The sequence below is a fragment of the Bordetella ansorpii genome, assembly GCF_900078705.1.
In the GTDB taxonomy this organism is placed as follows: Bacteria; Pseudomonadota; Gammaproteobacteria; order Burkholderiales; family Burkholderiaceae_B; genus Bordetella; species Bordetella ansorpii_A.
Genome location: NZ_FKIF01000002.1, coordinates 825,887 through 847,227, shown reverse-complemented (window position 1 = coordinate 847,227; position 21,341 = coordinate 825,887). Strand labels below are relative to the sequence as shown.

The 21,341-nt window shown below is 68.3% G+C and carries 17 protein-coding genes; 11 read left to right on the top strand and 6 right to left on the bottom strand.

Translation table 11 applies throughout. The features are described from left to right. Window positions 1-107: 107 nt before the first annotated feature. A complete protein-coding gene (locus A6745_RS07495) occupies window positions 108-2,774 on the bottom strand; it encodes a PAS domain S-box protein (RefSeq protein WP_197488109.1) in 2,667 nt (888 codons plus the stop codon). Between the two features lie 321 nt (window positions 2,775-3,095). Between A6745_RS07495 and A6745_RS28545 the strand changes: the two genes are divergently transcribed. From A6745_RS28545 to A6745_RS07480, 3 genes are all read left to right on the top strand, one after another. Beyond that, a complete protein-coding gene (locus A6745_RS28545; RefSeq protein ID WP_066125255.1) occupies window positions 3,096-4,151 on the top strand; it encodes an MbtH family protein in 1,056 nt (351 codons plus the stop codon). 148 nt (window positions 4,152-4,299) lie between these two features. Further along, complete coding sequence (locus A6745_RS07485) at window positions 4,300-4,824, top strand: methylated-DNA--[protein]-cysteine S-methyltransferase (protein ID WP_066125253.1); 525 nt, start codon at window positions 4,300-4,302, stop codon at window positions 4,822-4,824. Between the two features lie 10 nt (window positions 4,825-4,834). Continuing rightward, window positions 4,835-5,500 (top strand): DNA-3-methyladenine glycosylase I, encoded by a 666-nt coding sequence (locus A6745_RS07480; RefSeq protein ID WP_066125250.1) that lies wholly within the window; start codon window positions 4,835-4,837, stop codon window positions 5,498-5,500. Window positions 5,501-5,516: 16 nt separating this feature from the next. Here the strand turns inward: A6745_RS07480 and A6745_RS07475 are convergent, their stop codons facing one another. Together A6745_RS07475 and A6745_RS07470 are read right to left on the bottom strand one after the other, a co-directional pair. Then, the gene (locus tag A6745_RS07475; protein ID WP_066125247.1) at window positions 5,517-6,632 is read right to left on the bottom strand and encodes a branched-chain amino acid aminotransferase; all 1,116 of its coding nucleotides are present in this window, start codon (window positions 6,630-6,632) and stop codon (window positions 5,517-5,519) included. A gap of 104 nt (window positions 6,633-6,736) precedes the next feature. Beyond that, window positions 6,737-7,684: a LysR substrate-binding domain-containing protein gene (locus tag A6745_RS07470; RefSeq protein ID WP_066125860.1), complete on the bottom strand. Its 948-nt coding sequence runs from the start codon at window positions 7,682-7,684 to the stop codon at window positions 6,737-6,739. A 146-nt stretch (window positions 7,685-7,830) separates the two neighbouring features. On the opposite strand from A6745_RS07470, the gene A6745_RS07465 reads away from it, so the two are divergent. The 8 genes from A6745_RS07465 (at window position 7,831) to A6745_RS07435 (ending at window position 16,793) form a co-directional block, all read left to right on the top strand. Continuing rightward, window positions 7,831-8,793 (top strand): Bug family tripartite tricarboxylate transporter substrate binding protein, encoded by a 963-nt coding sequence (locus tag A6745_RS07465; protein ID WP_082852937.1) that lies wholly within the window; start codon window positions 7,831-7,833, stop codon window positions 8,791-8,793. Window positions 8,794-8,820: 27 nt separating this feature from the next. Beyond that, window positions 8,821-9,708: an amidohydrolase family protein gene (locus A6745_RS07460; RefSeq protein ID WP_066125244.1), complete on the top strand. Its 888-nt coding sequence runs from the start codon at window positions 8,821-8,823 to the stop codon at window positions 9,706-9,708. A 114-nt stretch (window positions 9,709-9,822) separates the two neighbouring features. Next, window positions 9,823-10,524, top strand: a complete 702-nt coding sequence (creB, locus tag A6745_RS07455) for a two-component system response regulator CreB (RefSeq protein ID WP_066125242.1) — start codon at window positions 9,823-9,825, stop codon at window positions 10,522-10,524. A gap of 16 nt (window positions 10,525-10,540) precedes the next feature. Beyond that, window positions 10,541-11,977, top strand: a complete 1,437-nt coding sequence (creC, locus tag A6745_RS07450) for a two-component system sensor histidine kinase CreC (protein WP_066125239.1) — start codon at window positions 10,541-10,543, stop codon at window positions 11,975-11,977. Window positions 11,978-12,026: 49 nt separating this feature from the next. Beyond that, window positions 12,027-12,275 carry a type II toxin-antitoxin system HicB family antitoxin gene (locus A6745_RS27705; protein WP_231885929.1) on the top strand — a complete coding sequence of 83 codons (249 nt, stop codon included), beginning with the start codon at window positions 12,027-12,029 and terminating at the stop codon, window positions 12,273-12,275. A gap of 119 nt (window positions 12,276-12,394) precedes the next feature. Further along, window positions 12,395-13,786: a cell envelope integrity protein CreD gene (gene creD, locus A6745_RS07445; protein ID WP_066125236.1), complete on the top strand. Its 1,392-nt coding sequence runs from the start codon at window positions 12,395-12,397 to the stop codon at window positions 13,784-13,786. A gap of 441 nt (window positions 13,787-14,227) precedes the next feature. Next, on the top strand, window positions 14,228-15,547 hold the full coding sequence (locus tag A6745_RS07440; protein ID WP_156513305.1) for an ATP-binding response regulator: 1,320 nt from the start codon (window positions 14,228-14,230) through the stop codon (window positions 15,545-15,547). 271 nt (window positions 15,548-15,818) lie between these two features. Further along, window positions 15,819-16,793 carry a Bug family tripartite tricarboxylate transporter substrate binding protein gene (locus A6745_RS07435; protein ID WP_066125231.1) on the top strand — a complete coding sequence of 325 codons (975 nt, stop codon included), beginning with the start codon at window positions 15,819-15,821 and terminating at the stop codon, window positions 16,791-16,793. A 102-nt stretch (window positions 16,794-16,895) separates the two neighbouring features. Here A6745_RS07435 and A6745_RS07430 read toward each other — a convergent pair whose 3' ends face one another. The 3 genes from A6745_RS07430 to A6745_RS27700 form a co-directional block, all read right to left on the bottom strand. Beyond that, window positions 16,896-18,542, bottom strand: a complete 1,647-nt coding sequence (locus A6745_RS07430; RefSeq protein WP_066125229.1) for an acyl-CoA synthetase — start codon at window positions 18,540-18,542, stop codon at window positions 16,896-16,898. 201 nt (window positions 18,543-18,743) lie between these two features. Next, on the bottom strand, window positions 18,744-20,117 hold the full coding sequence (locus A6745_RS07425; RefSeq protein ID WP_066125858.1) for an MFS transporter: 1,374 nt from the start codon (window positions 20,115-20,117) through the stop codon (window positions 18,744-18,746). A 258-nt stretch (window positions 20,118-20,375) separates the two neighbouring features. Then, window positions 20,376-21,017 (bottom strand): exopolysaccharide biosynthesis protein, encoded by a 642-nt coding sequence (locus A6745_RS27700; protein WP_197488108.1) that lies wholly within the window; start codon window positions 21,015-21,017, stop codon window positions 20,376-20,378. Between the last annotated feature and the right edge of the window lie 324 nt (window positions 21,018-21,341).

The following is a 21,341-nucleotide window of genomic DNA, read 5'->3' as shown; positions in this document are numbered from 1 at the left end:
GGCACGGCGACCCGAATGATAGCAACTATTCTCATTTGCACCTTGATAACCATGCCTGGGAGGCGGCAATGCGCATCCACGCAGCGCGCACGCCCCGCCGGCCGCGCTCAGGACGCGATCAGTTCGCGCACCCGCGCCGTCAGCACATCCACCGCGAAGGGCTTGGTCAGGATCGCCATGCCGGGGGCGAGCCGGCCATTGGTCAACAGGGAATTCTCGGCATAGCCCGTGATGAACAGCACCTTCAGTCCGGGCCGGACCTGGCGGGCCGCGTCGGCCATCTGCCTGCCGTTCATCCCGTTGGGCAGGCCCACGTCGGTCAGCAGCAGATCGATGCGCGCATCGGATTCGAGCACCTTCAACCCCGACATGGCATCGCCGGCCTCGATGGTGGTGTAGCCCAGGTCCTCCAGCACGTCCACGACCAGCATGCGCACCGTGGGTTCGTCGTCCACGACGAGAATCGTGCCGTTGCTGAGGGCGGACCGCGGCGGCAGATCATCGGTCCGATGCGGCTCCTCGGCCACGTCGCCGCGATAACGCGGCAGGTGGAGGCAGACCCGCGTGCCCCGCCCCACTTCGGAATGAATGCGCGCCTGGCCGCCGGACTGCTTGGCGAAGCCGTAGATCATGGACAGGCCCAGGCCCGTGCCCTCGCCCATCGGCTTGGTGGTGAAGAAAGGATCGAAGGCGCGCGCCACCACGTCGGGGGGCATGCCGGTGCCGACGTCGACCACGCAAAGTTCCAGGTACGGGCCTTCGAGCAGGTCCAACTGGCGGGCCGCGCCGCGGTCGAGCCAGTGGTTGGCCGACGTGATGGTGATGCGGTCGCCATCCGGCATGGCGTCGCGCGCGTTCAGGCACAGGTTCAGCAGCGCGTTTTCCATCTGCGACACGTCGACCAGCGTGATCCAGGGATCGCCGGACGGCACGTACTCGACGCTGATCCCGGGACCCACGCTGCGCTGGATCATGTCCATCATGCCGAGGATGACGTGGCCGATGTTCGCGGGCCTGGGCGCCAGGGTCTGGCGGCGCGAGAACGCCAGCAGGCGATGCGTCAGCGCGGCGGCCCGCTTGGTCGCGCCCTGGGCCGCGGCCATGTACTTCTCGACGTCGTGCAGGCGGCCCTGGCGGACACGCAGATGCATCAGTTCCAACGCGCCCGAGATGCCCGCCAGCAGATTGTTGAAATCGTGCGCGAGGCCGCCCGTCAGTTGGCCCACGGCCTCCATCTTCTGCGCCTGGCGCAACGATGCCTCGGCCGCGTGCAGTTCGGTCACGTCGTGGCCGACCATGTGGAACACGCCCATCGCGGCATCGAAGCTGGCGGTCCAGATGATCTCGCGCTCGCTGCCGTCCTTGCACAGCACGCCGCCCCCAAAGCCGCCGATCTCCTCGCCCTCGACCAGGCGGCGCATGGCCTCGGTGATGCGGGCGCGGTCGGCCGGCTTGAACAAGGCGCTGAACGGCTGCCCGAGCAGTTCGTCGCGGCTCCAGCCCAGTTGCGCGCTCCATGCCGGATTGATGGCCTTCAGGTAACCGTGCTGGCCAGCGCTGCCCATCAGATCGTTGGTGGTTTCCCAAAGGCGGTCGCGCTCTTCGGTGCGCCTGACCAGTTCCGCCTGCGCTTCCTTTTCGGCGGTCACATCGCGCGCCGCGCAGTACAGCTTGCCTGCGTCGGGCACGCCGACCCACGCCAGCCAGCGCCATCCGCCGCGCTTGTGGCGATAGCGGTTCTCGAAACGCGGCGCGATCACGCCGCTGTCCTTCAACGCTTCCCACGCGGCCTGGGTCTCGATCCGGTCATCGGGGTGCAGGAAATCCAGGAAGTGCGTGCGGCCGATTTCCTCTTCGGACCAGCCCAGCGTCGTCTGCCAGGCCGGGTTGGAAGCCTCGAAATACCCCTGCTCGTTGAGCACGCCCAGGATGTCCGGGCTGAGTTGCCAGGTGCGGCCGCGCACCATCGACTGCGCCAGCACCTTCTGTTCCAGTTCGGCGTTCAGCGTGCGCAGCCGCGCTATCGCATGGTCGCGCTCGGCCTCCACGGCGCGGCGGTCCTGCACGTCGATCAGCACACCGGGAAAACTCAGCGGCGTGCCGTCGGGCGCCAGCTCGACCCGGCCGTTCGCCTCCAGCCAGTAGTACTTGCCGTCGTAGCGGCGCACGCGGTACTGATGCGCATAGGCGCCGCCGCGGGCAATGACCTCGTCGATGGCCTCGATCAGGCCCCGCCGGTCGTCGGGATGCACCGTGGCGATCACCTGTTCCAGGCTCAGTCCTTCGCGGCCCAGCGCCGGGTCCAGCCCGAAGCTGCGCGCGAAGGCCTCGTCCACGGTGAAGCAGTCGGTCGGCAGATGCCAGACCCAGGTGCCGATGATCGCGCCCGCCGCCAGCGCCAACTGCACGCGCTCGGCATCGACGCGGGCCCGTTCACGGGTCATCACCATCGAGGTCGTCTCGGTCGCCACGTCCAGCACGCCCACGATCCGGTCGCCATCACGCAACGGGCTGTATGAAAAAGTCCAGTACGTATCCTCTTCCCGTCCGTTGCGGGTCATGCGCAGGTGCATGTCCTCGAGGCGGATGGACTCGCCCGCCAGCGCCCGTTCCACCAGCGGACCGATTTCGTGCCAGACATCGTGCCAGGTCTCCTGGAACGACCGCCCCAGCGCGTCAGGGTGACGCTTGCCGAGAAACGGCGCGAAGGCCTCGTTGTACAGCATCGTCATGCCCGGCCCCCACACGGCGCACATGCCGGAACCGTTGGCCATGACGATGTCGTAGGTAGTCCGCAGAGCGGCCGGCCAGGACGCCTTGGGCCCGAGCGGCGTCCCGCTCCAGTCGAAAGCATGTGGATCGAATGGCATGGTCAGCCCCCATGTCGAAATATGTCATTCAAGGCGCCAGCAACCTGCAGCAAGCGCCAGACCCGCGATCCAGATTTCTACCACGGAACCCGCGGAAGCGAGCGCAGCCCTGGGAAACGGCAAGCCGGGAGCCCGGCCGTCTTTTCGATGATTTTGTTGTGCGCGCGGAACCGCTTTCATAAACTGGGTACGGACAGCAGGCGCGGATCACGCCAGGAGGGTCCCATGTCGATCAATCACTTCGACCGCGAGGATGGAATCTTCATCGTCCTGGTCAATGACGACGGGCAATACTCCCTCTGGCCGCACCGCGCACCCGTGCCCATCGGATGGCGCGTGGTCGAGGGCATCGCGGGCGACAGGCCCACGCTGCTGACTTACGTGGAACAGGCCTGCATCAGGCGTGGCGGCGGGCGCGCGGCCGATGCCGCCTCATCCCCGTCGCACGTCCGTTCCCTCCCCCGGACACTGCCTGCCGGACTGGAGCTGCTCGGCCTGCTGGTGCCTGGCTCGCTGCCCCTCTTCTGCCTGCATCCGGTCACCGGCTCGGTGTTCGACTATCACCCCCTGGCCGACCGGCTGCGCGCCGAGCGCACGGTGTACGGCCTGGCGTGCCGGATGCTGACGGACGCCCGGCATACCGACGTCTCGCTGGCGCAGATGGCGGACGACTACACCGACACCATCCGTTGCGTGCAGCCGCAAGGTCCCTATCATCTGCTGGGCTGGGCGCTGGGCGGCGCGCTGGCGGTCATGGTCTGCGCGCGCCTGGAGCAGGCGGGCCAGGCCATCCGCTTCCTCGGCCTGGTCGATCCGTTCGTGCCCGCCGGCGCTCGGGAACGGCCGCGCGACTGGCAACAGGATTTCCGCGCGTTCGTGTCGATGCTGGGCGCCGCCGAAGAGGACATCGGCGTGCTGAGAGGGCCGTCGGCGCAGCAGATGGCGCGTGAGGCCATCGCGGAACTGCTGCAACCCGTCCTGGCGCGCTCGGACCCATCCACCCACGAGGCCTGGGATGCCACGGCCAGCCGCGAGGTGGCCAAGGCCTTTTTCGTGGCCCGGCACCTGAAACGCCTGGCGGACGAGGCCCCCCCATTGCCCGGGTTGCGGATCCGGCCATTGTGCTGGTGGACGGGCCGCAGCGGCCATTCGGCGCGGCACGCCTTGAAATCGCAACTGCAAGCGGACGAATGGGCCTTCGAGATCGATGCGATGCATGGCACGATGCTCGCGCACCCTTCCGTGCTGCAGGCGATCCGGCGCGCGCTGGCGGACCCGTAGCCGGCGCCGCTGGCGGGCCGGCCGGCTTTTTCCATGAGGCCCGGATTCGACCGCAAGAATCCGGTTTCACCGCCCATGCAGTCCTCCTAAACTGGCGTCCATGGGGCTCGCTCACGCGGCCCCGCCGTCAATCAACCAGGAGGACGACATGACCTGCGTCTACATGCACATGGCCTCGCCGGTGGGCCGGCTGACGCTGGTGGCGCGCGGCGAGAAGCTCGCGGCCATCCTGTGGGAAAACGACCGCCCCGACCGCGTGCCGCTGGGGGAACTGCGCGAAGACCCGCTGCACCCCGCCCTGCTGGCGGTACAGCGGCAGCTGAACGAATATTTTGCGGGTGATCGCGACCGCTTCGAACTGGACCTCGATTTCGCCGGCACCGCGTTCCAGAAGCAGGTCTGGCAGGCGCTGCTGGACATTCCTTACGGCCAGACCCGCACCTACCGCGACATCGCCGTGCGGATCGGCAAACCCGACGCCGTGCGCGCCGTGGGCGCGGCCAACGGACGCAATCCCATCTCCATCATCGCCCCCTGCCACCGCGTGATCGGCTCGTCGGGCAAGCTGACGGGCTTTGCCGGCGGACTGGAAAGAAAGGCCCAGTTGCTGCAACTGGAAAGCACGCGGCAAGGCCTGGAACAGGCTCCCGCCGCGCGGCCGCTGGCAGCCTGACCACGGCATCATGGCAAGCACCCGCCGCGCCACCGCTGCCGCGCGAGCGCCAGCAGCGTCCCCGCTTGCCTCGGCAAGCGGCCTGATCGTGGGCGAGGATGGCCTGGCGCGGCCACCCTGGGCCGCCGTGGATCCCCTGCTGCGCGCCTACTACGACACCGAATGGGGCATGCCGGTGCGGGACGAACAGGGCCTGTTCGAGCGCCTGGCGCTGGAGGGTTTCCAGTCGGGCCTGTCGTGGGCCACGATCCTGCGCAAGCGCGAGGCCTTTCGTGCGGCGTTCCGTGGCTTCGACCCCGACGTCGTGGCGCGTTTTGGCGATGAGGACGTCGCGCGCCTGATGGCCGATGCCGGCATCGTGCGCAACCGCGCCAAGATCCTGGCCACCATCGGCAATGCCGCGGCAACCCTGCGGCTGCGCGCGGACGGCGGCCTGGCGGCATTCATCTGGTCGTTCCAGCCGGCGGCCACGCCCGCGCCGCGCACGCTGGCGCAGATCCCGACCGTGTCGGCGGCTTCCACCGCCTTGAGTAAAGCCTTGCGGCAACGCGGCTTCGCCTTCGTGGGCCCCACCACCATGCACGCGCTGATGGAGGCCACCGGCATGATCGATACGCATCTGGTGGGCAGCCACCGGCGCGGCAGCTCGGGGGTGTGGCCCGCGGATCGCCGATGACCCCAGCGTGCTCCGATCAGGCCAGGCGGGTCAGCCAGTTGTGGCGATCGGCCACGCGGCCGTACTGGATGTCGGTGAGTTCCTGGCGCAGCGCCATGGTCAGCTTGCCGGCCGGAGCGGACTCGTCGCCCGCCACGAAGCCCTTGCCCTTGAGCGCGGCGATCGGGGTGACCACCGCGGCGGTGCCGCACGCGAAGGCCTCGACGACCTGGCCCGAGGCCACCCCGTCACGCCATTCGTCGATGGCGACCTTGCGCTCCTGCACTTCGTGGCCGCGATCGCGGGCCAACTGGATGATGCTGGCGCGCGTCACGCCTTCCAGGATGCTGCCGGACAGCTCGGGGGTGACCAGCGTGCCGTCCTTCATCACCAGGAACACGTTCATGCCGCCCAGTTCTTCCAGGTACTTGCCTTCCTGCGGATCCAGGAACAGCACCTGGGCGCAGCCGTTTTCATAGGCTTCCTGCTGGGGCAGCAGCGAAGCGGCGTAGTTGCCGCCGCACTTGGCCGCGCCCGTACCGCCCTTGGCGGCGCGCGCGTAGTCGGTGGACAGCCAGATCGACACCGGCGCCACGCCCTTGGCGAAGTACGGACCCGCCGGGCTGGCGATCACGTAGTAGGCGGCCCGGTGCGCCGAACGCACGCCCAGGAAGCTTTCGTTGGCGATCATGAAGGGGCGGATATAGAGGCTGGTCTCGGGCGCCGAAGGCACCCAGTCGGCATCGACGGCCAGCAACTGCTTCAGCGACTCGACGAACAGGTCGGTGGGCAGTTCGGGCAGGGCCAGGCGGCGGGCCGAACGCTGCATGCGCTCGCCGTTGGCTTCGGGACGGAACGTCCAGATCGAGCCGTCGGCGTGGCGGTAGGCCTTCAGGCCTTCGAAGATTTCCTGCGCGTAGTGCAGCACCGAGGCGGCCGGGTCCAGCTGCAGCGGACCGTACGGCAGCACCTGCGCGTCATGCCAACCCTGCTCCACCGTCCAGTCGATCGAGACCATGTGATCGGTGAAGTGCTTGCCGAAGCCCGGATTGGCAAGGATGGATTCGCGCTCGGCGAGTACCCGCGCCGCCTGCGAACGCGTCGTCTTGAAAGGAATCGGGAAAGTGGCGGTGGGAGACGTGGTGGTGCTCATTTTCGCTGGCGTAAAAGTGGGTCGGCGTGCCGGCGCGCGCGCCGGAGTGTCGTGCCAGTTTAATCCTTCTGGACAGCCTGGCCCTGGGCCCGCCAGTCCAGCGCCTATTGGTCGGACCGGGCCGGCGATGGCAGCTCCAGGCGGGCGCCTTCCCAACGTCCCTCTTCGATGAGCGTGCGCGCCACGCTTTTCAAGGTGAGGCGCGTCGCCAGCGCCGCCGGCGTCAGCTCTTCGTCGGGCTGTCCGATCAGTATGCTGGTGCGAAACAGCGAGGGATCGACGATGGGCAGGCAGGCGACGCCTCCGGAACGGATCAGCGCCATGGCGGAACTCGGGTGGATGGCCGCGCCCATCCCCTCCTGGACCGCTCCCATCAGGGTGTTCAGGCCATCGACTTCGAGCACGATGTTGGGCCGCACGTTCTTCAGCCTGAAGGCATTCATGATGAGCGTGACCAGCGTATGCCGCCCGGTCGGCATCACCAGCGGCAACGCCTCCAGGTGTTCGATGCCGAACCCGCTTTCGTCCGGCATGCCCGGCAGGTCGCGCCTGCCCATGACGAACAGGCCCTCCCGCAGCAAGGGAAACACCCCCAGCCGCGGGTTGTCGCCGATGTCGAAGCTGATCAGGAAATCGAGCTTGCGCGCTTCGAACAGCGTGGTCAGGTGGCCGGACATGCCCTCGACGATCTGCACGCGTATTTTGGGATAACGCTGCTGCATGGCACGCAGCAACGGAAGCGCCAGTCTCAGGGCGATCGTGGGCGCCATGCCGATGCTGACCTTGCCGGACAGCCTTTCGCTCTGCGTGGCGGTGCAGGCCATCTCGACGTGGTGCATCACGGTCTTCGCGCGGCGCAGGAACTCCAGCCCCGCCTCGGTGGGCACGACCCCGGTGGATGAGCGCTGCAGCAGCACCGTGGACAACTCGCCTTCCAGGCGGCTGATCTGCTGGCTCAGGGTCGACGCCGTCACGCCCAGCGACAGGGCTGCCTTGCCCATGCTGCCCAGTTCCACGACCGAGATGAAATAGCTGATTTGCCGCAGTTCCATGGTGCCCGCCGGCATGATCGCCGCGTTTAATTAAATTAAATGCCCCTTCGATTCCGGAGGCTGTCCGGCGCACGCCGCGCTGCCTAGACTTGCAGCGCAAGGCCCCGAGCCTGCCCGTCCTGGCATAAAAAATCAAGGAGACAATCATGACCCTCAAGCCGCTCGCGGTTTCGCTTGCATGCCTCTGTACGTCGCTGGCGCCTGCGCTGGCGTCGGCCGATTACCCCGAAAGGCCGATCACCATGGTGGTCCCGTTCGCGCCCGGCGGAAATCTGGACATCACCGCGCGCCTGGTTGCTCCCGCGCTGGGCAAGGCGTTGAAGGCAACGGTGGTGGTGCTGAACAAGCCCGGTGCGGGCGGCATCATCGGCGCCGCGCAGGTCGCCAAGGCCGACCCGGATGGCTACACCATCCTGGTCACCACGCCCAACGCCATCGCAGTCGCGCCCTTCATGGCCTCGACCGGCTACACGGCCAGCGATTTCAAGTCGGCGGGGATGATCGCCAACACCCCTTTGCTGATAGACGTCAATCCCAGCGGAAAATACCAGGACATCAAGAGCCTGCTGAAGGCCGCCTGCGATGACCCCGGCAAAGTGACGGTGGGTCATTCGGGCATCGGCACCACCAATTACGTCGCGCTGATCAACCTTCAGGAAGCGACGGGCTGCAAGTTCACCGCCATCTCGTACAAGGGTTCCGGTCCCGCGCTGGTCGACCTGGCCGGCGGCCAGATCGACGTGGTCATCGACCAGCTCAGCAGCTCGGCCAATCTGATCCACGGCGGCAAGCTCAAGGCCCTGGCCGTGATGACCGCCGAACGCGTGCCATCCCTGGCCGACATCCCGACGCTCGCGGAATCCGGCGTCAAGGGCATCGATGCCTCCACGAGCACCGGCCTGCTGGTGCCCAGCGCCACGCCGGCCGAGATCGTCCGGAGGCTCAATGCGGCTCTGCAGGTAGTGGCCAGGGACAAGACCGTAAAGACCTCGCTGGAGGCGATCGGCAGCACGGCCAAATGGTCCGAGCCCGGCGCATTCTCCGCCATGATCGACCAGGAGAGCGCACAGGCGAAGCGGCTGAGCGAGGCAGGCAAGCTGTCGCACTAACTCCCGCATCCACCCGTTGAAAATATCATGTCCAGAACCTGCCTCCCCCCGCACGACACCGTCCAACCCGTGCGGTTCGACATCCCTGCCCATGCGTGCGACAGCCATGCCCATATTTTCGGACCGTTCGACCGCTATCCGCTCGCGGCCGAGCGCAGCTACACGCCGCCGGAAAATCCTTGCGAGGCCTTCCTGGCGCACCTGAGCAGCATCGGCTTCGAGCGAGGCGTGATCGTCACGGCCAGCGCGTACGGCACCGATAACCAGTCCATGCTGGACGCCCTGAAGGCCCATCCCGACCGATTGCGAGGTGTGGCGGTGGCGGACGCGGCCACGGAGGCGGGCACGCTGCGCGCATGGCGCAATGCCGGCGTGTGCGGCCTGCGCTTCAACCTGTATGCCGTGGGCGGCGCCAAGGTTTACCGGAACGGGGTCGGCCTGGAAGCGCTCGAAGCCCTGGCGCCCGCCATGCGCGACCTGGACATGCATGCGCAGATATGGATCCACGCGCCCGACCTGGCGGACCTGGCGCCGCGTTTGGAAAAGCTGGACGTCCCGCTGGTCGTCGACCACATGGGCCGCATGAATGCCACGCTGGGCACCGCCGATCCGGGGTTCCAGCAGCTCTGCCGCATGCTGGCCGGCGGCCGAGCATGGACCAAGATATCCGGCGCGGACCGCAACACCAACCAGCGCGGCGACTACGCAGACATCGACCCTTACGTGCGCGCACTGGTCGCCGCGAATCCGGAACGGATCGTGTGGGGCACGGACTGGCCGCACATCAACTATTTCGAGGCGGGCGACGTGCCGGATGACGGCAGGCTGCTCAACACCCTGCATCGATGGCTGCCGGACCCGGCTTTGCGTCACAGGATCCTGGTGGACAATCCGGCGCGGATCTACCGCTTCTAGCGGCCCGCCGGGCGCGGGCGCGGTAGCATTGCGCTGGAACGGGGCCACGCATATGCCGCATGATGTACGTTGCCGCGGTCCGTGGCCCGTCCCGCCCCCCCTACTTCGCCTGCCATGCCGTCACGCCTGCTCCTGCTCGAAGACGACCCCGCCATCGCGCGCACCATCGCCTACACCTTCGAACGCGAAGGCCTGGCGGTGCAGCATACGTCCCTGGTCGCCCAGGCCCGGCCGATCCTGTCCGGCCCCACTCCCCCCGACCTGGCCGTGCTGGACGTCGGCCTGCCCGATGGCAGCGGCCTGGACCTGTGCCGCGAGCTCCGCCACGCGGGCTCGACCCTGCCCGTGATCCTGCTGACCGCGCGCAGCGACGAGATCGACCGGGTGCTCGGCCTGGAACTGGGCGCGGACGACTACATCGCCAAGCCCTTCAGCCCGCGCGAACTGGTGGCGCGCGTGCGCGCACTGCTGCGCCGCAGCCGCATGCCCTCCACGGCCACCGCCCCCCGGGTGATGGCCGAGCCGCTGTTCGACGTCGACGAGGCCGGCAGCCGCATCCGCTTCAGCGGCCAGTGGCTGGCGCTGACCCGCCGGGAACTGGGCCTGCTGCAGCGCCTGCTGCACGCCCCCGGCCGCATCCACACGCGCGACGCGCTGCTGGATGCCGTCTGGGGCCACAGCGCCGACAGCGGCGACCGCACCGTCGATACGCACATCAAGACGCTGCGCGCCAAGCTGCGCGAGATCCGCCCCGACCTCGACCCCATCGTCACCCATCGCGGGCTGGGGTATTCGCTGGAACTGCCGGCGGCATGACCCCCCCGGCCCACCAATGAAACTCGGCCTGCGCCTGCTGCTGGGCTTCTTCTTCATCGCGGGCCTGGCGGCCGTCTTCGTGCTGCGCGCCTTCGTGGTCGAGATCAAGCCCAGCGCGCGCGAGGTGATGGAAGACATCCTGGTCGACACGTCCAACCTGCTGGCCGAACAGGCGGCGGGTCCGTTGGCCGCCATGCCGCCGGGCGGCACGCTGGAAGACAGCGAACTGGCCCGCGGCATCCGCGACTACGCCACGCGCCCCGTCAATGCCCGCATCTGGGGCCTGGACAAGCGCTCGCTGGATTTCCGCGTCTACGTCACCGACGCCACCGGCCGCGTGGTGCTCGACTCGCGCACGCCTTCGGCAGTGGGCCAGGACTACTCGCGCTGGAACGACGTGATGCGCACCCTGCGCGGCGAGTACGGCGCGCGCTCCACCCACGAATCCGCGCAGAAGAACGAAGACGGCACCATGTACGTGGCCGCCCCCGTTCAGCGCGACGGCCGGTTGCTGGGCGTGCTGACGGTCTCCAAGCCGGCGTCGACGATGGCCCGGTTCGTCGACCGCGCCGAGCGCAAGGTGCTGGTGGCCGGCGGCTGGCTGTTCGGCCTGTCGCTGCTGGTGGGCGTGCTGGTCACGCTGTGGATCGTGTGGTCGGTACGCCGGCTGAGGCACTACGCGCAGCACGTGCAGGCCGGGCAGGCCCTGGCCGTGCCGCGCCTGCCCGGCGAACTGGGCGACCTGGCGCGCGCGATGGAAGCCATGCGCCTGCGCCTGGAGGGCCGCGAACACATGGAACAGGTCGTGCGCGCCTTCACCCACGAACTGAAAAGCCCCCTGGCCGCGATACGCGGCGCCGGCGAACTGCTGCAGGATCCCCTGCCCGCGGCCGACCGCCAGCTCTTCGCCATGCAGGTGCTGGAGCAGTCCGAACGGCTGCGCGTGCTGGTGGACCGCATGCTGGAGCTGTCCAAGCTGGAAAGCCGCGGCAGCCTGGCCCACGCCCCGCGCATACGGCTGGACAGCTGCGCGGCCCGGGCCCTGCTGGCTCAGCAGGCGCGCATCGGCCAGCGCGGATTGCAGGTCCGCTGGCTGCGGCAGGAAACCGCCGAAACCCGCGGCGACGCCGAACTGGTCGCTCTGGCCATCGGCAACCTGCTGGCCAACGCGCTGGACTTCTCGCCCGAGGGTGCCTTGCTGGACCTGTCCGTGTGGCGCGACGGCGCGCATGTCCTGTTTGAGCTGCGCGACCATGGGCCAGGGGTTCCCGACTATGCCCTGCCGCAGTTGGACAAGCGCTTCTATTCCACCGCCCGGCCCAATGGCGGCGACAAGGGCAGCGGCCTGGGCCTGGCCATCGTGGAACAGGTGATGGCGCTGCATGGCGGATCGCTGGAACTGACACCGGCAGAACCGGGGTTGACAGCACGGCTGAGGTTTCCGGCGGGGTAATAGCGTCCTAATGCCGGGACCGAACAACCTGGAAAGAACGGAAAGGAGATTGAATGGCGGAGCAGACTTCTGCGCTACGGATGTCGAGGGGCTACGCCACGAAGGAAAAATCTCGCTGGAGACTTTCCTGCAAGAGTGCCGCGCGAGAGGCGTCGAACCCCGCAAGCATTTCTCCGGAAAATTTGTACTCAGAGTGCCGCCTGCCATCCACGAAGCCGCCGCCGCAGCAGCGGCGGCACATGGCGAAAGCCTGAACCAATGGATCGCAAGCGTCATCCAGAAAGCTTCGCACGCTTGAAGCCACGCCTGCCGGCAAGCGCAGGCAAGAACTTCACATTCCCCTCACACACTTCATCGCCCGCTCACCCTCCCTCGTCAGACTGCGCTGCATCAGACACCTGACGCAGAGGAAAGACCATGAAGAACCCTGTATTGGCCAAGGGCGCGGCCCTGTTGCTGGTCCTGGCCTGCCTGGCCTACGGCCTGTTCAGCATCGGCGACATCGTCTACGAGCGCCACGGCAACCAGCGCACCGCCGAAATGAACGTCGAGCGGGACCAGGTCGGCAAGCAGACGCTGATGGGACCGGTCCTGCAACGCCACTGCACCGAAGAATGGCAAACCTGGGAAGGCGAGGGCACGGCGCGCAAGCTGCGCAACGAACGGCGCGGCTTCATCCTGACCGCGCCCCCCGGCACGCTGCGGATCGACGCGCAGGTCGACCAGGACCCGCGCTATCGCGGCATCTTCCGCATCGACACCTATGCCGCCAAGACGCGCTTGAAGGCGCAATGGCCGGCCTCGGACGCCATGCTGCCCCCGCGCTCCGAACACGCCGACGGCCGCGTGCAATGCGAAGCCCCCAGCCTCGTGGTGGCGCTGATGGACGCCCGCGGCATCCGCTCGGCGCACGCCACCGTCAACGGCAACGAAGTGTCCATCCAACCGGGCACCCAGCACCCGAGCTACCAGCGCGGCTTCCACATGCCGCTGGACGAAACCGCCGCCGGCCGGGAACTGAACGTCGAAGTCAGCCTGGAGCTGCTGGGCACGGGCCAGATCTCGTTCGCGCCGGTGGCGGAATCCACGCAGGTGAAGATGAACGCCGACTGGCCGCACCCTTCGTTCGGCGGCCGTTTCCTGCCGGCGGAGCGCACGGTCACGGACCAAGGTTTCGAAGCCACGTGGCGCGTCTTCTCGCTGGCCACCACCGCCCCCGCCGACTACGGCCGCGGCGTGCCGCTGTGCGCCAACGACATGCGCCAGGAATACGGCCCCGAGCCGGGCACCTGCGTGGAGAGCTTCGGCGTGGCCTTCTTCGACCCCGTCAACCCCTACTCGCTCAGCTCGCGGGCCGTGAAATACGGCATGCTGTTCGTCGGCCTGACCTTCATCGCCGTGGGCATGCTGGAGCTGCTGCGCCGCCTGCGTGTCCACCCCATGCAGTACCTGCTGGTGGGCTGCGCGCTGAGCATCTTCTTCCTGCTGCTGCTCAGCCTGTCCGAGCACATGCCGTTCGGTTGGGCCTATGCCTGCGCCAGCCTCGCGTGCAGCCTGCTGCTGGCCGTCTACGTCAGCTACGCCATGGGCGGCAAACGCACCGGCATGGGATTCGGCGTGGGGGTGGCCGGTCTGTACGGCGCGCTTTACGTGGTGCTGCAAAGCGAACAGGCCGCGTTGATGATGGGCTCGTTGCTGCTGTTCGCCGTGCTGGCCGCCGTGATGCTGGCCACCCGCAAGCTGGATTGGTACGGCGTGCTGGGCAGCGACAAGACGGCGCAGAAACCGGCCAATCCGCCGGCGCCCTGATCCGGACGGCAGCGGCCGACGTCCTGCCGGCAGACTTCGAGAGCGCCTGGCGTCCTGGGCGGTAACACCAGCCCACGCCCCAGAAGCGGAATTCCAAGACCGGAATTCCGCTTTTTTCATGGGCGCGCAATATCGGGGCGGCCTGATGCAATGACCAATAAGTCCCAGTGACAAAAATGGCGCCCGACTATAACTGCAACATATGCCACGTTAATAGGTATACCAGTCCGATATTTTCTACTTCTGCACGTGAACCGGTCCCAGAAACACTAAATCATGCCTATCGCATTTTTGTTGTCCTGCCATGCCCCGGATCCATTCGACGCCTGTCCCGCCCTGCCGACCTGATACGCCTCGCGCGGTCTTGCTCCGCCTTGCCTGCACGGCAGGACCGCGCGCGCGCCTCAAGCGATTGCCCGCCTACCGTTGATCACGGCATACGTGTCAAACGAGGTCCGCAGGCTGCGGGTACGCCCGCGCAGGCCCGCCCCCTTCGCCGCCGCATCGCGACCGAAGACGCGGCGCCCCGACCGCAAGGCCGGCCGCCGCGCGGCAGCCAGGTCCGGCAAGACGCGCGCGGCGCAACCCGGCGCGCTGACCCTCGTCGCGCATGAACTGCGCACGCCGCTCAGCGGCCTGATCGCCATGCTGGACACCCTGCAACGCACCAGTTCCGGCGCCCAGCAGCATCGGCTGATCGAACTGGGGCAGATGGCGGCTGACCACCTGCTGCGCCTGCTGGACGGCATTCTCGATTCCGCGCTGCCGGCGTCGGCGGCGCCGCAAGCCTTCGACCTGCACGCGCTTTGCCGCGACACGCATGACTTCTGGCGCGAAAGCGCGCGCCGCAAAGGCTTGCGCCTGGATCTGGGCCTGGACGGCAGCGTACCGGCTTACGTGCTGGGCAATCCTTTGCGGCTGCGCCAGATCCTGTTCAACCTGTTGGCCAACGCCTTGAAGTTCACCCATCGCGGCAGCGTGTCGCTGCGCGCGCGCCGGCAGCACGCCTCGTCCACGGTGCGCTTCACCGTCGAGGACAGCGGGGTGGGGATCGCGGCGGACGAACAGGCGCGGCTGTTCCGGCCCTTCCGCCGCACCCGCGCCGCCAGGCTGTCGGGCTACGATGGCGCCGGCCTGGGGCTGGCGATCAGCCAGGAACTGGTGCGGGCCATGGGGGGCCGCATCGCACTGCGCAGCCGCATCGGGCTGGGCACCCGCGTCACGGTGGACCTGCCGTTGCCCGTTGCCGATGGCCCGACGCCTCCTGCCTCGGCCGGGCCTGTGCGCCCCATGGATGCCGGCATGCGGACAGTGCAAGCGCCCGCGGCCCGCCACACGGACCAGGCATGCGCGCCCGCCGGCGATCGCCACGGAGAACGCCACGGCAGGCGGATCCTGCTGGCCGAGGACAACCCCATCGCGCGCGAACTGATCGGCCTGCAACTGAGCCAGCTCGGCCATGCCCATGACACGGCGGCGGATGGCCTGGAGGCGCTATGCCGATTGCGCGCGGGCCAGTACGGGCTGTTGCTGACGGACGTGCGCATGACGGGCATGAGCGGCGCGGCGCTGGCCCGCCACATCCGCCGCGCGGGGTTCCGCAACGTCAACGGAGAACCGCTGCCGTTGATCGCCTTCTCCGCGGGCCGTCCCTCTTCCAACGCCGCCCTGGACCGCCGCTTCGACCAGTGGCTGACCAAGCCCGTCTCGCAGGCCGAGCTGGCGGCCTGCCTGGAGCGGTGGCTGCCCCAAGACGCTTGAAGCCGCGCCGCGAACAGCGCCGGGACCTGCCCGGCGCCCCGCCTGCCCTTCACGAAGCCTGAACACCTGTTGACGCTGCCAGCATGGCGGACGATGGCCGCCACTTCTAAAATCGCCTTCCACAAAAGGCCCGATCCACGCATGGACCATCGGGCGCCGGCGGCACCCGGCCACTTGCCCAATCCAATGACAACAGGGCAAGGCGGTGCACGACGAGGGGCCACCGCGGTCCGAGGCCCGGCCCATTCCCACAATAATCAGGAGACAATCCATGAAACCCATCCGACGCCGCATCCTGCGGGCCTGTGGCGCGCTGGCCTGCGCCATCGCATTGCCGGCGGCAGCCCAGGATTTCCCGCCGCACAAACCCGTCACGCTCATCGTCGGCTTCGCCCCCGGCGGCGCCGCCGATTCGGCCGCGCGGCTCATCGCCAAGAAGCTCAGCGAGAACATCGGCCAGTCCATCGTGGTCGAGAACAAGGGCGGCGCGGGCGGCAACATCGCGCACCAGCAGGTCTCCAACGGCCCCACCGACGGCAGCATGCTGCTGTTCGGCTCCATCGGCCCGCTGGCGATCGCTCCGCACCTCATGAAGGTCGGCTACGACCCGTTCAAGGATCTGGCGCCGATCTCGGGCGGCGTCAACTTTCCGAACGTGCTCGTGGTGCACAAAGGCCTCGGCGTCAGCAGCCTGGCCGAATTCGTGGCCCTGGCGAAGAAGGGCCATCGCGTCGAGTTCGCGTCCACCGGCCCGGGTTCCGCTTCGCACCTCGCGGGTGAAATGTTCAACCAACGCGCGGGCATCGAGATGGTCCACATCCCCTACAAGGGCGGCGCGCCCGCCTTGCAGGATCTGCTGGGCGGCCGGGTCGCCTCGTACTTCTCGGCGCCGCCGACCGCCATGCCGCACGTGGAAACAGGCAAGCTCATTCCGCTGGCCACCACGGGCCTGAAGCGCCCGAGCTATCTGCCCGACATCCCGACCGTGGCCGAGTCGGGCTACCCGGGTTTCGAGGCCCTCAACTGGTATGCCTTCGTGGCGCCCGGCAAGACACCCGCGCCCCTGCTGGACAACTGGAATCGCGAGATCGTGAAGGCGCTGGCCGATCCGGAGGTGAAGGCCGCGCTCGACAATCATGGCCTGACGCCGCAGCCGACCACGCGGCAAGGACTGGCGGATTTCATCCGTTCGGAATCGGACAAGTGGGCCCAGGTGGTGCGCGAACGCAAGATCACGGCGCAGTGAATCCAGCGGGGCCGCGCGCGGCCTGCGGCGTGGCGGCGGCCCCGGCACAGCCTGTTCATCCTCCGCGGCAAACCGCTTGCGCGGATCGGACGGGCCTTGCACTCAAGACGGCGCCGGGTCTGCTTCGGACAAGCCCGCCGCCTGCTCGCGCAGCACGTACTTCTGGATCTTTCCCGTCGACGTCTTCGGCAAGGGCCCGAACACCACCGTGCGCGGCACCTTGAAGCGCGCCAGCCGTTCGCGGCAGAAATCGATGATGTCCCGCGCCCGGGCGTCATGCCCGTCCTTCAGCGTGACGAAGGCGCAGGGCGTCTCGCCCCAGGTGGCGTCGGGCCGCGCCACCACCGCCGCTTCCAGCACGTCGGGATGGCGGTACAGCACGCTCTCCACCTCGACCGTCGAGATGTTCTCGCCGCCTGAAATGACGATGTCCTTGGCCCGATCCTTGATGGCCACGTAGCCATCCGGATCGACCACGCCCAGGTCCCCGGTGTGGAACCATCCGCCCGCGAACGCCTCGTCCGTGGCACGTGGATTCTTCAGATAGCCCTTCATCACGCTGTTGCCCTGCACCACGATCTCGCCGATGGTCCGCCCATCGGGGGGCACGGGCCGCATGTCCGGGTCGACCACCCGCGCACGCTCGACGTTGATCTTGCGCACGCCTACCCGCGCCTTCAAGGCGGCGCGCTGTTCGAGCGGCAGCTCATCCCATTCGGGGTGCCAGGCGCAGCCCATCGACGGGCCATAGGTTTCGGTCAGGCCATACTGGTGAGAGACATCGATGCCCAATGCGTCCATGGCCTCGATCACCGCGGCGGGCGGCGCGGCGCCCCCCGTCACGGCCAGCACGCGATGCTCCGCCCGCTGGCGCACGCCTTCCGGCGCGTTCACCAGCATGTTCAGCACCACCGGCGCCCCGCAGAACAGCTCGGCGCGCAGATCGCGGATGGCGGCGAACACCTGCGCCGCCTCGACCTTGCGCAGGCAGAGATTCGTGCCCGCCACCGCGGCCACCGTCCACGGAAAGCACCAGCCATTGCAATGGAACATCGGCAGGGTCCACAGATAGCGCACGTGCGCCGGCACGTTGCTGGACAACACGTTGCCCATGGCATTGAGATACGCGCCGCGATGGTGATACAGCACGCCCTTGGGATTGCCCGTGGTGCCCGAGGTGTAGTTCAGGCAGATGGACTGCCATTCGTCCGCGGGCCAGGCCCAATCCCAGCGGGGTTCCACGGCAGCCAGCCACGCCTCGTATTCCGCGTCGCCCAGGGCGCCATGAGCACCCGAGAAGCCCGTGTCCTCGATACGCACGATTCGCGGTGGATGCCGCAGGCGGCCCAGCACGTCGGCCACCACGCCCGCATACTCGCTGTCGTACAGCAGCACGCGCGCTTCGCCGTGCTCCAGGATGAAGGCCAGCGTCGCGGCGTCCAGCCGTGTGTTCAACGCGTTCAGTACGCCGCCCGCCATGGGCACGCCGAAATGCGCCTCGTACAGGGCGGGCGTGTTGGGCGCCAGCACCGCCACGGTATCGCCCGAGCGCACGCCATCGGCCCTCAGCGCGGCGGCCATGCGGCAGCAGCGCTCGTAGGTCCGGCTCCAGCTCTGTTCGAACGCGCCGTGGATCAGCGCGGGATGGTCGGGATAGACCCGCGCGGCGCGCTCGATGAAACCCAGCGGCGTCAGCGCGACATGGTTGGCGGCGTTGGGCGCCAACGCTTCCTGCAAGGCCTGCGGCATGGCTGTCTCCTTGTCGGTATCGGAGACGGCCATCCGGCAAGGGCGGGACCGCTCCGGCGGCTGCTTCGGCCGCCGGGCCAGTGTAAGGCCTGTCGTCGGATCGGAACGAATGGCAGCGGCGAGCTTCGACCGCCAGCGATGCGCCGCGTGATCGAGCCCGCGCCCACCAAGGCAGGCGGCAGGCGATCGACGCCGGTCGTTTCAGTACCGCAGCCGCATCACGCTGGCCACTCCCGCCAGCCCCGCGAACCCCATGCCCAGCCACAGCGCCGTCACCGCGCCGTGCGACGTGGAGAGGTTGAAGCACGCCGCCACCAGCGCCGCGCCGGTGGACTGGCCCAGCAGGCGCACGGTGCCGACCATGCTGCTGGCGCCGCCGCTGCGCTCGTGCGGCGCCGACGTCATGATGGCGTGCACGTTGGGCGACTGGAAGAAACCGAATCCCGCCCCGCACAGCGCCATGCGCCAAGCAATGTCGAACACGGACGGATGGGCCGGCATGCTGGCCAGCAACCCCATGCCCGCGCACAGCGCCGCCAGGCCGATACCGGCCAGCAGGCCCACGGGATAGCGATCCGACAGGCGTCCCGCGGCGGAGGCCACCAGCGCCACCGCCACCGGCCACGGCGTGATCAGAAACCCCGTCGCCACCTGTGAATAGCCCAATTGCTGGAACATGAAGGGCAAGGACACGAACGCCAGCGCCTGGGTGGCGAACGAACCCACGCCGGTGGCCGCGGACAGGGCGAACATCGGCCTGCGCAGCAGATCCAGGGCCAGCATCGGCGCGGGATCGCCGGCCTGGCGCCGCAACAGCGCCAGCAGAAGCGCCAGCGTCAGCCCGAGCGAGATCAGCACGTCCGTCCAGGTGCGCGCGTGCGCGCCCTCGTTCAGCGTGAAGACCAGCAGCGCGAAGAAACACGCGCACAGCACCGCCGCCACGCGATCGAAGGCGCGGGCACTGAGCGGCGTCACGGGCAGCGATTTCAGGCCCAGGTAGACGGCCAGGATGCCCAGCGGCACGTTGATCAGGAATAGCCAGTGCCAACTGGCGACGGACAGGATCAGCGATGCCAGCGTGGGGCCCGCCGCGAACGACACCGCCACGACCAGCGAATTCAATCCCACCCCGCGGCCCAATTGTCCGGCCGGATAGACGAAGCGCAGCACCGCCGCGTTGACGGCCATCATGCCCGCCGCGCCCAGGCCCTGGACCACGCGCGCGGCCACCAGCCATTCGAGCGACGGCGCCAGCCCGCAGGCCAGCGACGACAGGGTGAACAACACCAGCCCCGCCATGCTCACCCGCCGGTGCCCCACGATCTCGCCCAGCGCGCCGGCCGGCAACAACGCCGCGATCATGGCCAACTGGTAGGAGCTGACGATCCACACCGACAGCGCATCGGTGGTCTGCAGGTCGCGCGCCATGGTCGGCAACGCCGTATTGGCGATGGCGGTGTCCAGGCTGGCCATGCTCACGCCCAGCAACAACGCCAGCACCGCCCTCCACCGTTCGGCGTACGGGACGCCTTCGCCTATCGGATATTGGTGGGTACGCGCGAAGCTGGCCAGCATGACGGTGAACGGCGTGGAGGAAATGAAGGGCGGGAATGGCCGCACGCGCGAGGGGCGTGGGTCGCGAAGCCGACGATATTACTCCCGTGCCGCGCGGAACCCTTTTCAAGGGGAGACTGCCAGCAGGCTGTCAGGAAAGGAGTGGGGCCGGCCGCCGAGGTTCATGCGCGCAACCGCGCGCTCGCGGGGCATCGCGTGCTTCCCTCTGCCCTCTCGCCGTGCGTCGATGGACAGGCGGCCCGTCCGTATCGCCGGTCGTCACCCAGCGGCCAGCCACGCCAGCGCCCCCACGCCGCCCAGCAGCGTCAGGCTCATCAGCACGCCGTCCCGCGTCGTCAGCGCTAGCCCGAACAGCGCCAGCACCGCGCCGCAGGCCGAGTTGGCCATCGGCACCATTTCCAAGGGCGGCATCACGATGCAGATGAGCAGGCAGATGCCCGCCACGCTGCGCACGCCGACATTGCCGGTCATCCACCGCATGCGCGACCGGCAGACGAATTCGCAGGCGCGCGCCAACGGCCGCAGGAAGCGGATCGCCCGGATGAGCAGCTTGCGCTTGACCTGCCGCCGCAGCAGCCACGGCGGCAGCCAGATGTGGCAGCGGCCGATGACGATCTGCGCGGCGCTCAGGCCCACCAGCACGGCCGCCGTCGTGGGCATGCCCGGCACGTGGCCCAGCGGCGACATGATCAGCAGTCCCACGATCAGGATCAGCGGCGCGAAGCTGGTGCGCCCGATGGCATTGAGCATGCGCTCGACCGACACCTCGCAATCGCGGCAGGTCAGGCGGTCGAGCCGGTCCAGCATCACGGAGAGTTTGGGCGCGGCCCGCCAGGCGCGCCGACGGAAGCGCGCGCCATGCGCCTGGCCGGCGTCCAGATGGGCGGCGATGAGCGGCACGGCAGGCTCGGCATCCGGTGAGGGCGCAGCGGCGTTCGCCGCCGCGGCGCACTCTGCGAGCCCGAACGCGCCCACCCGTGGCACAGGCCCCGCACGATGGCTGGCAGATTTGGGGATATCCATGCGGATGCATACCGCAAGCCGCGTGCCTGGGTGGTCGACGATGCGGGGCGCCCATCTCGCGGCAGGGACTTCCGCCCCCAGCCCAGGCCAGGCCGCAAAGCAAAAAAGCCGGCACTGCATGAGCAATACCGGCTTTTGCCGACGGTTTCGGGAACCGTCATGACCAACTGAATTGGTCGGGGCGAGAGGATTCGAACCTCA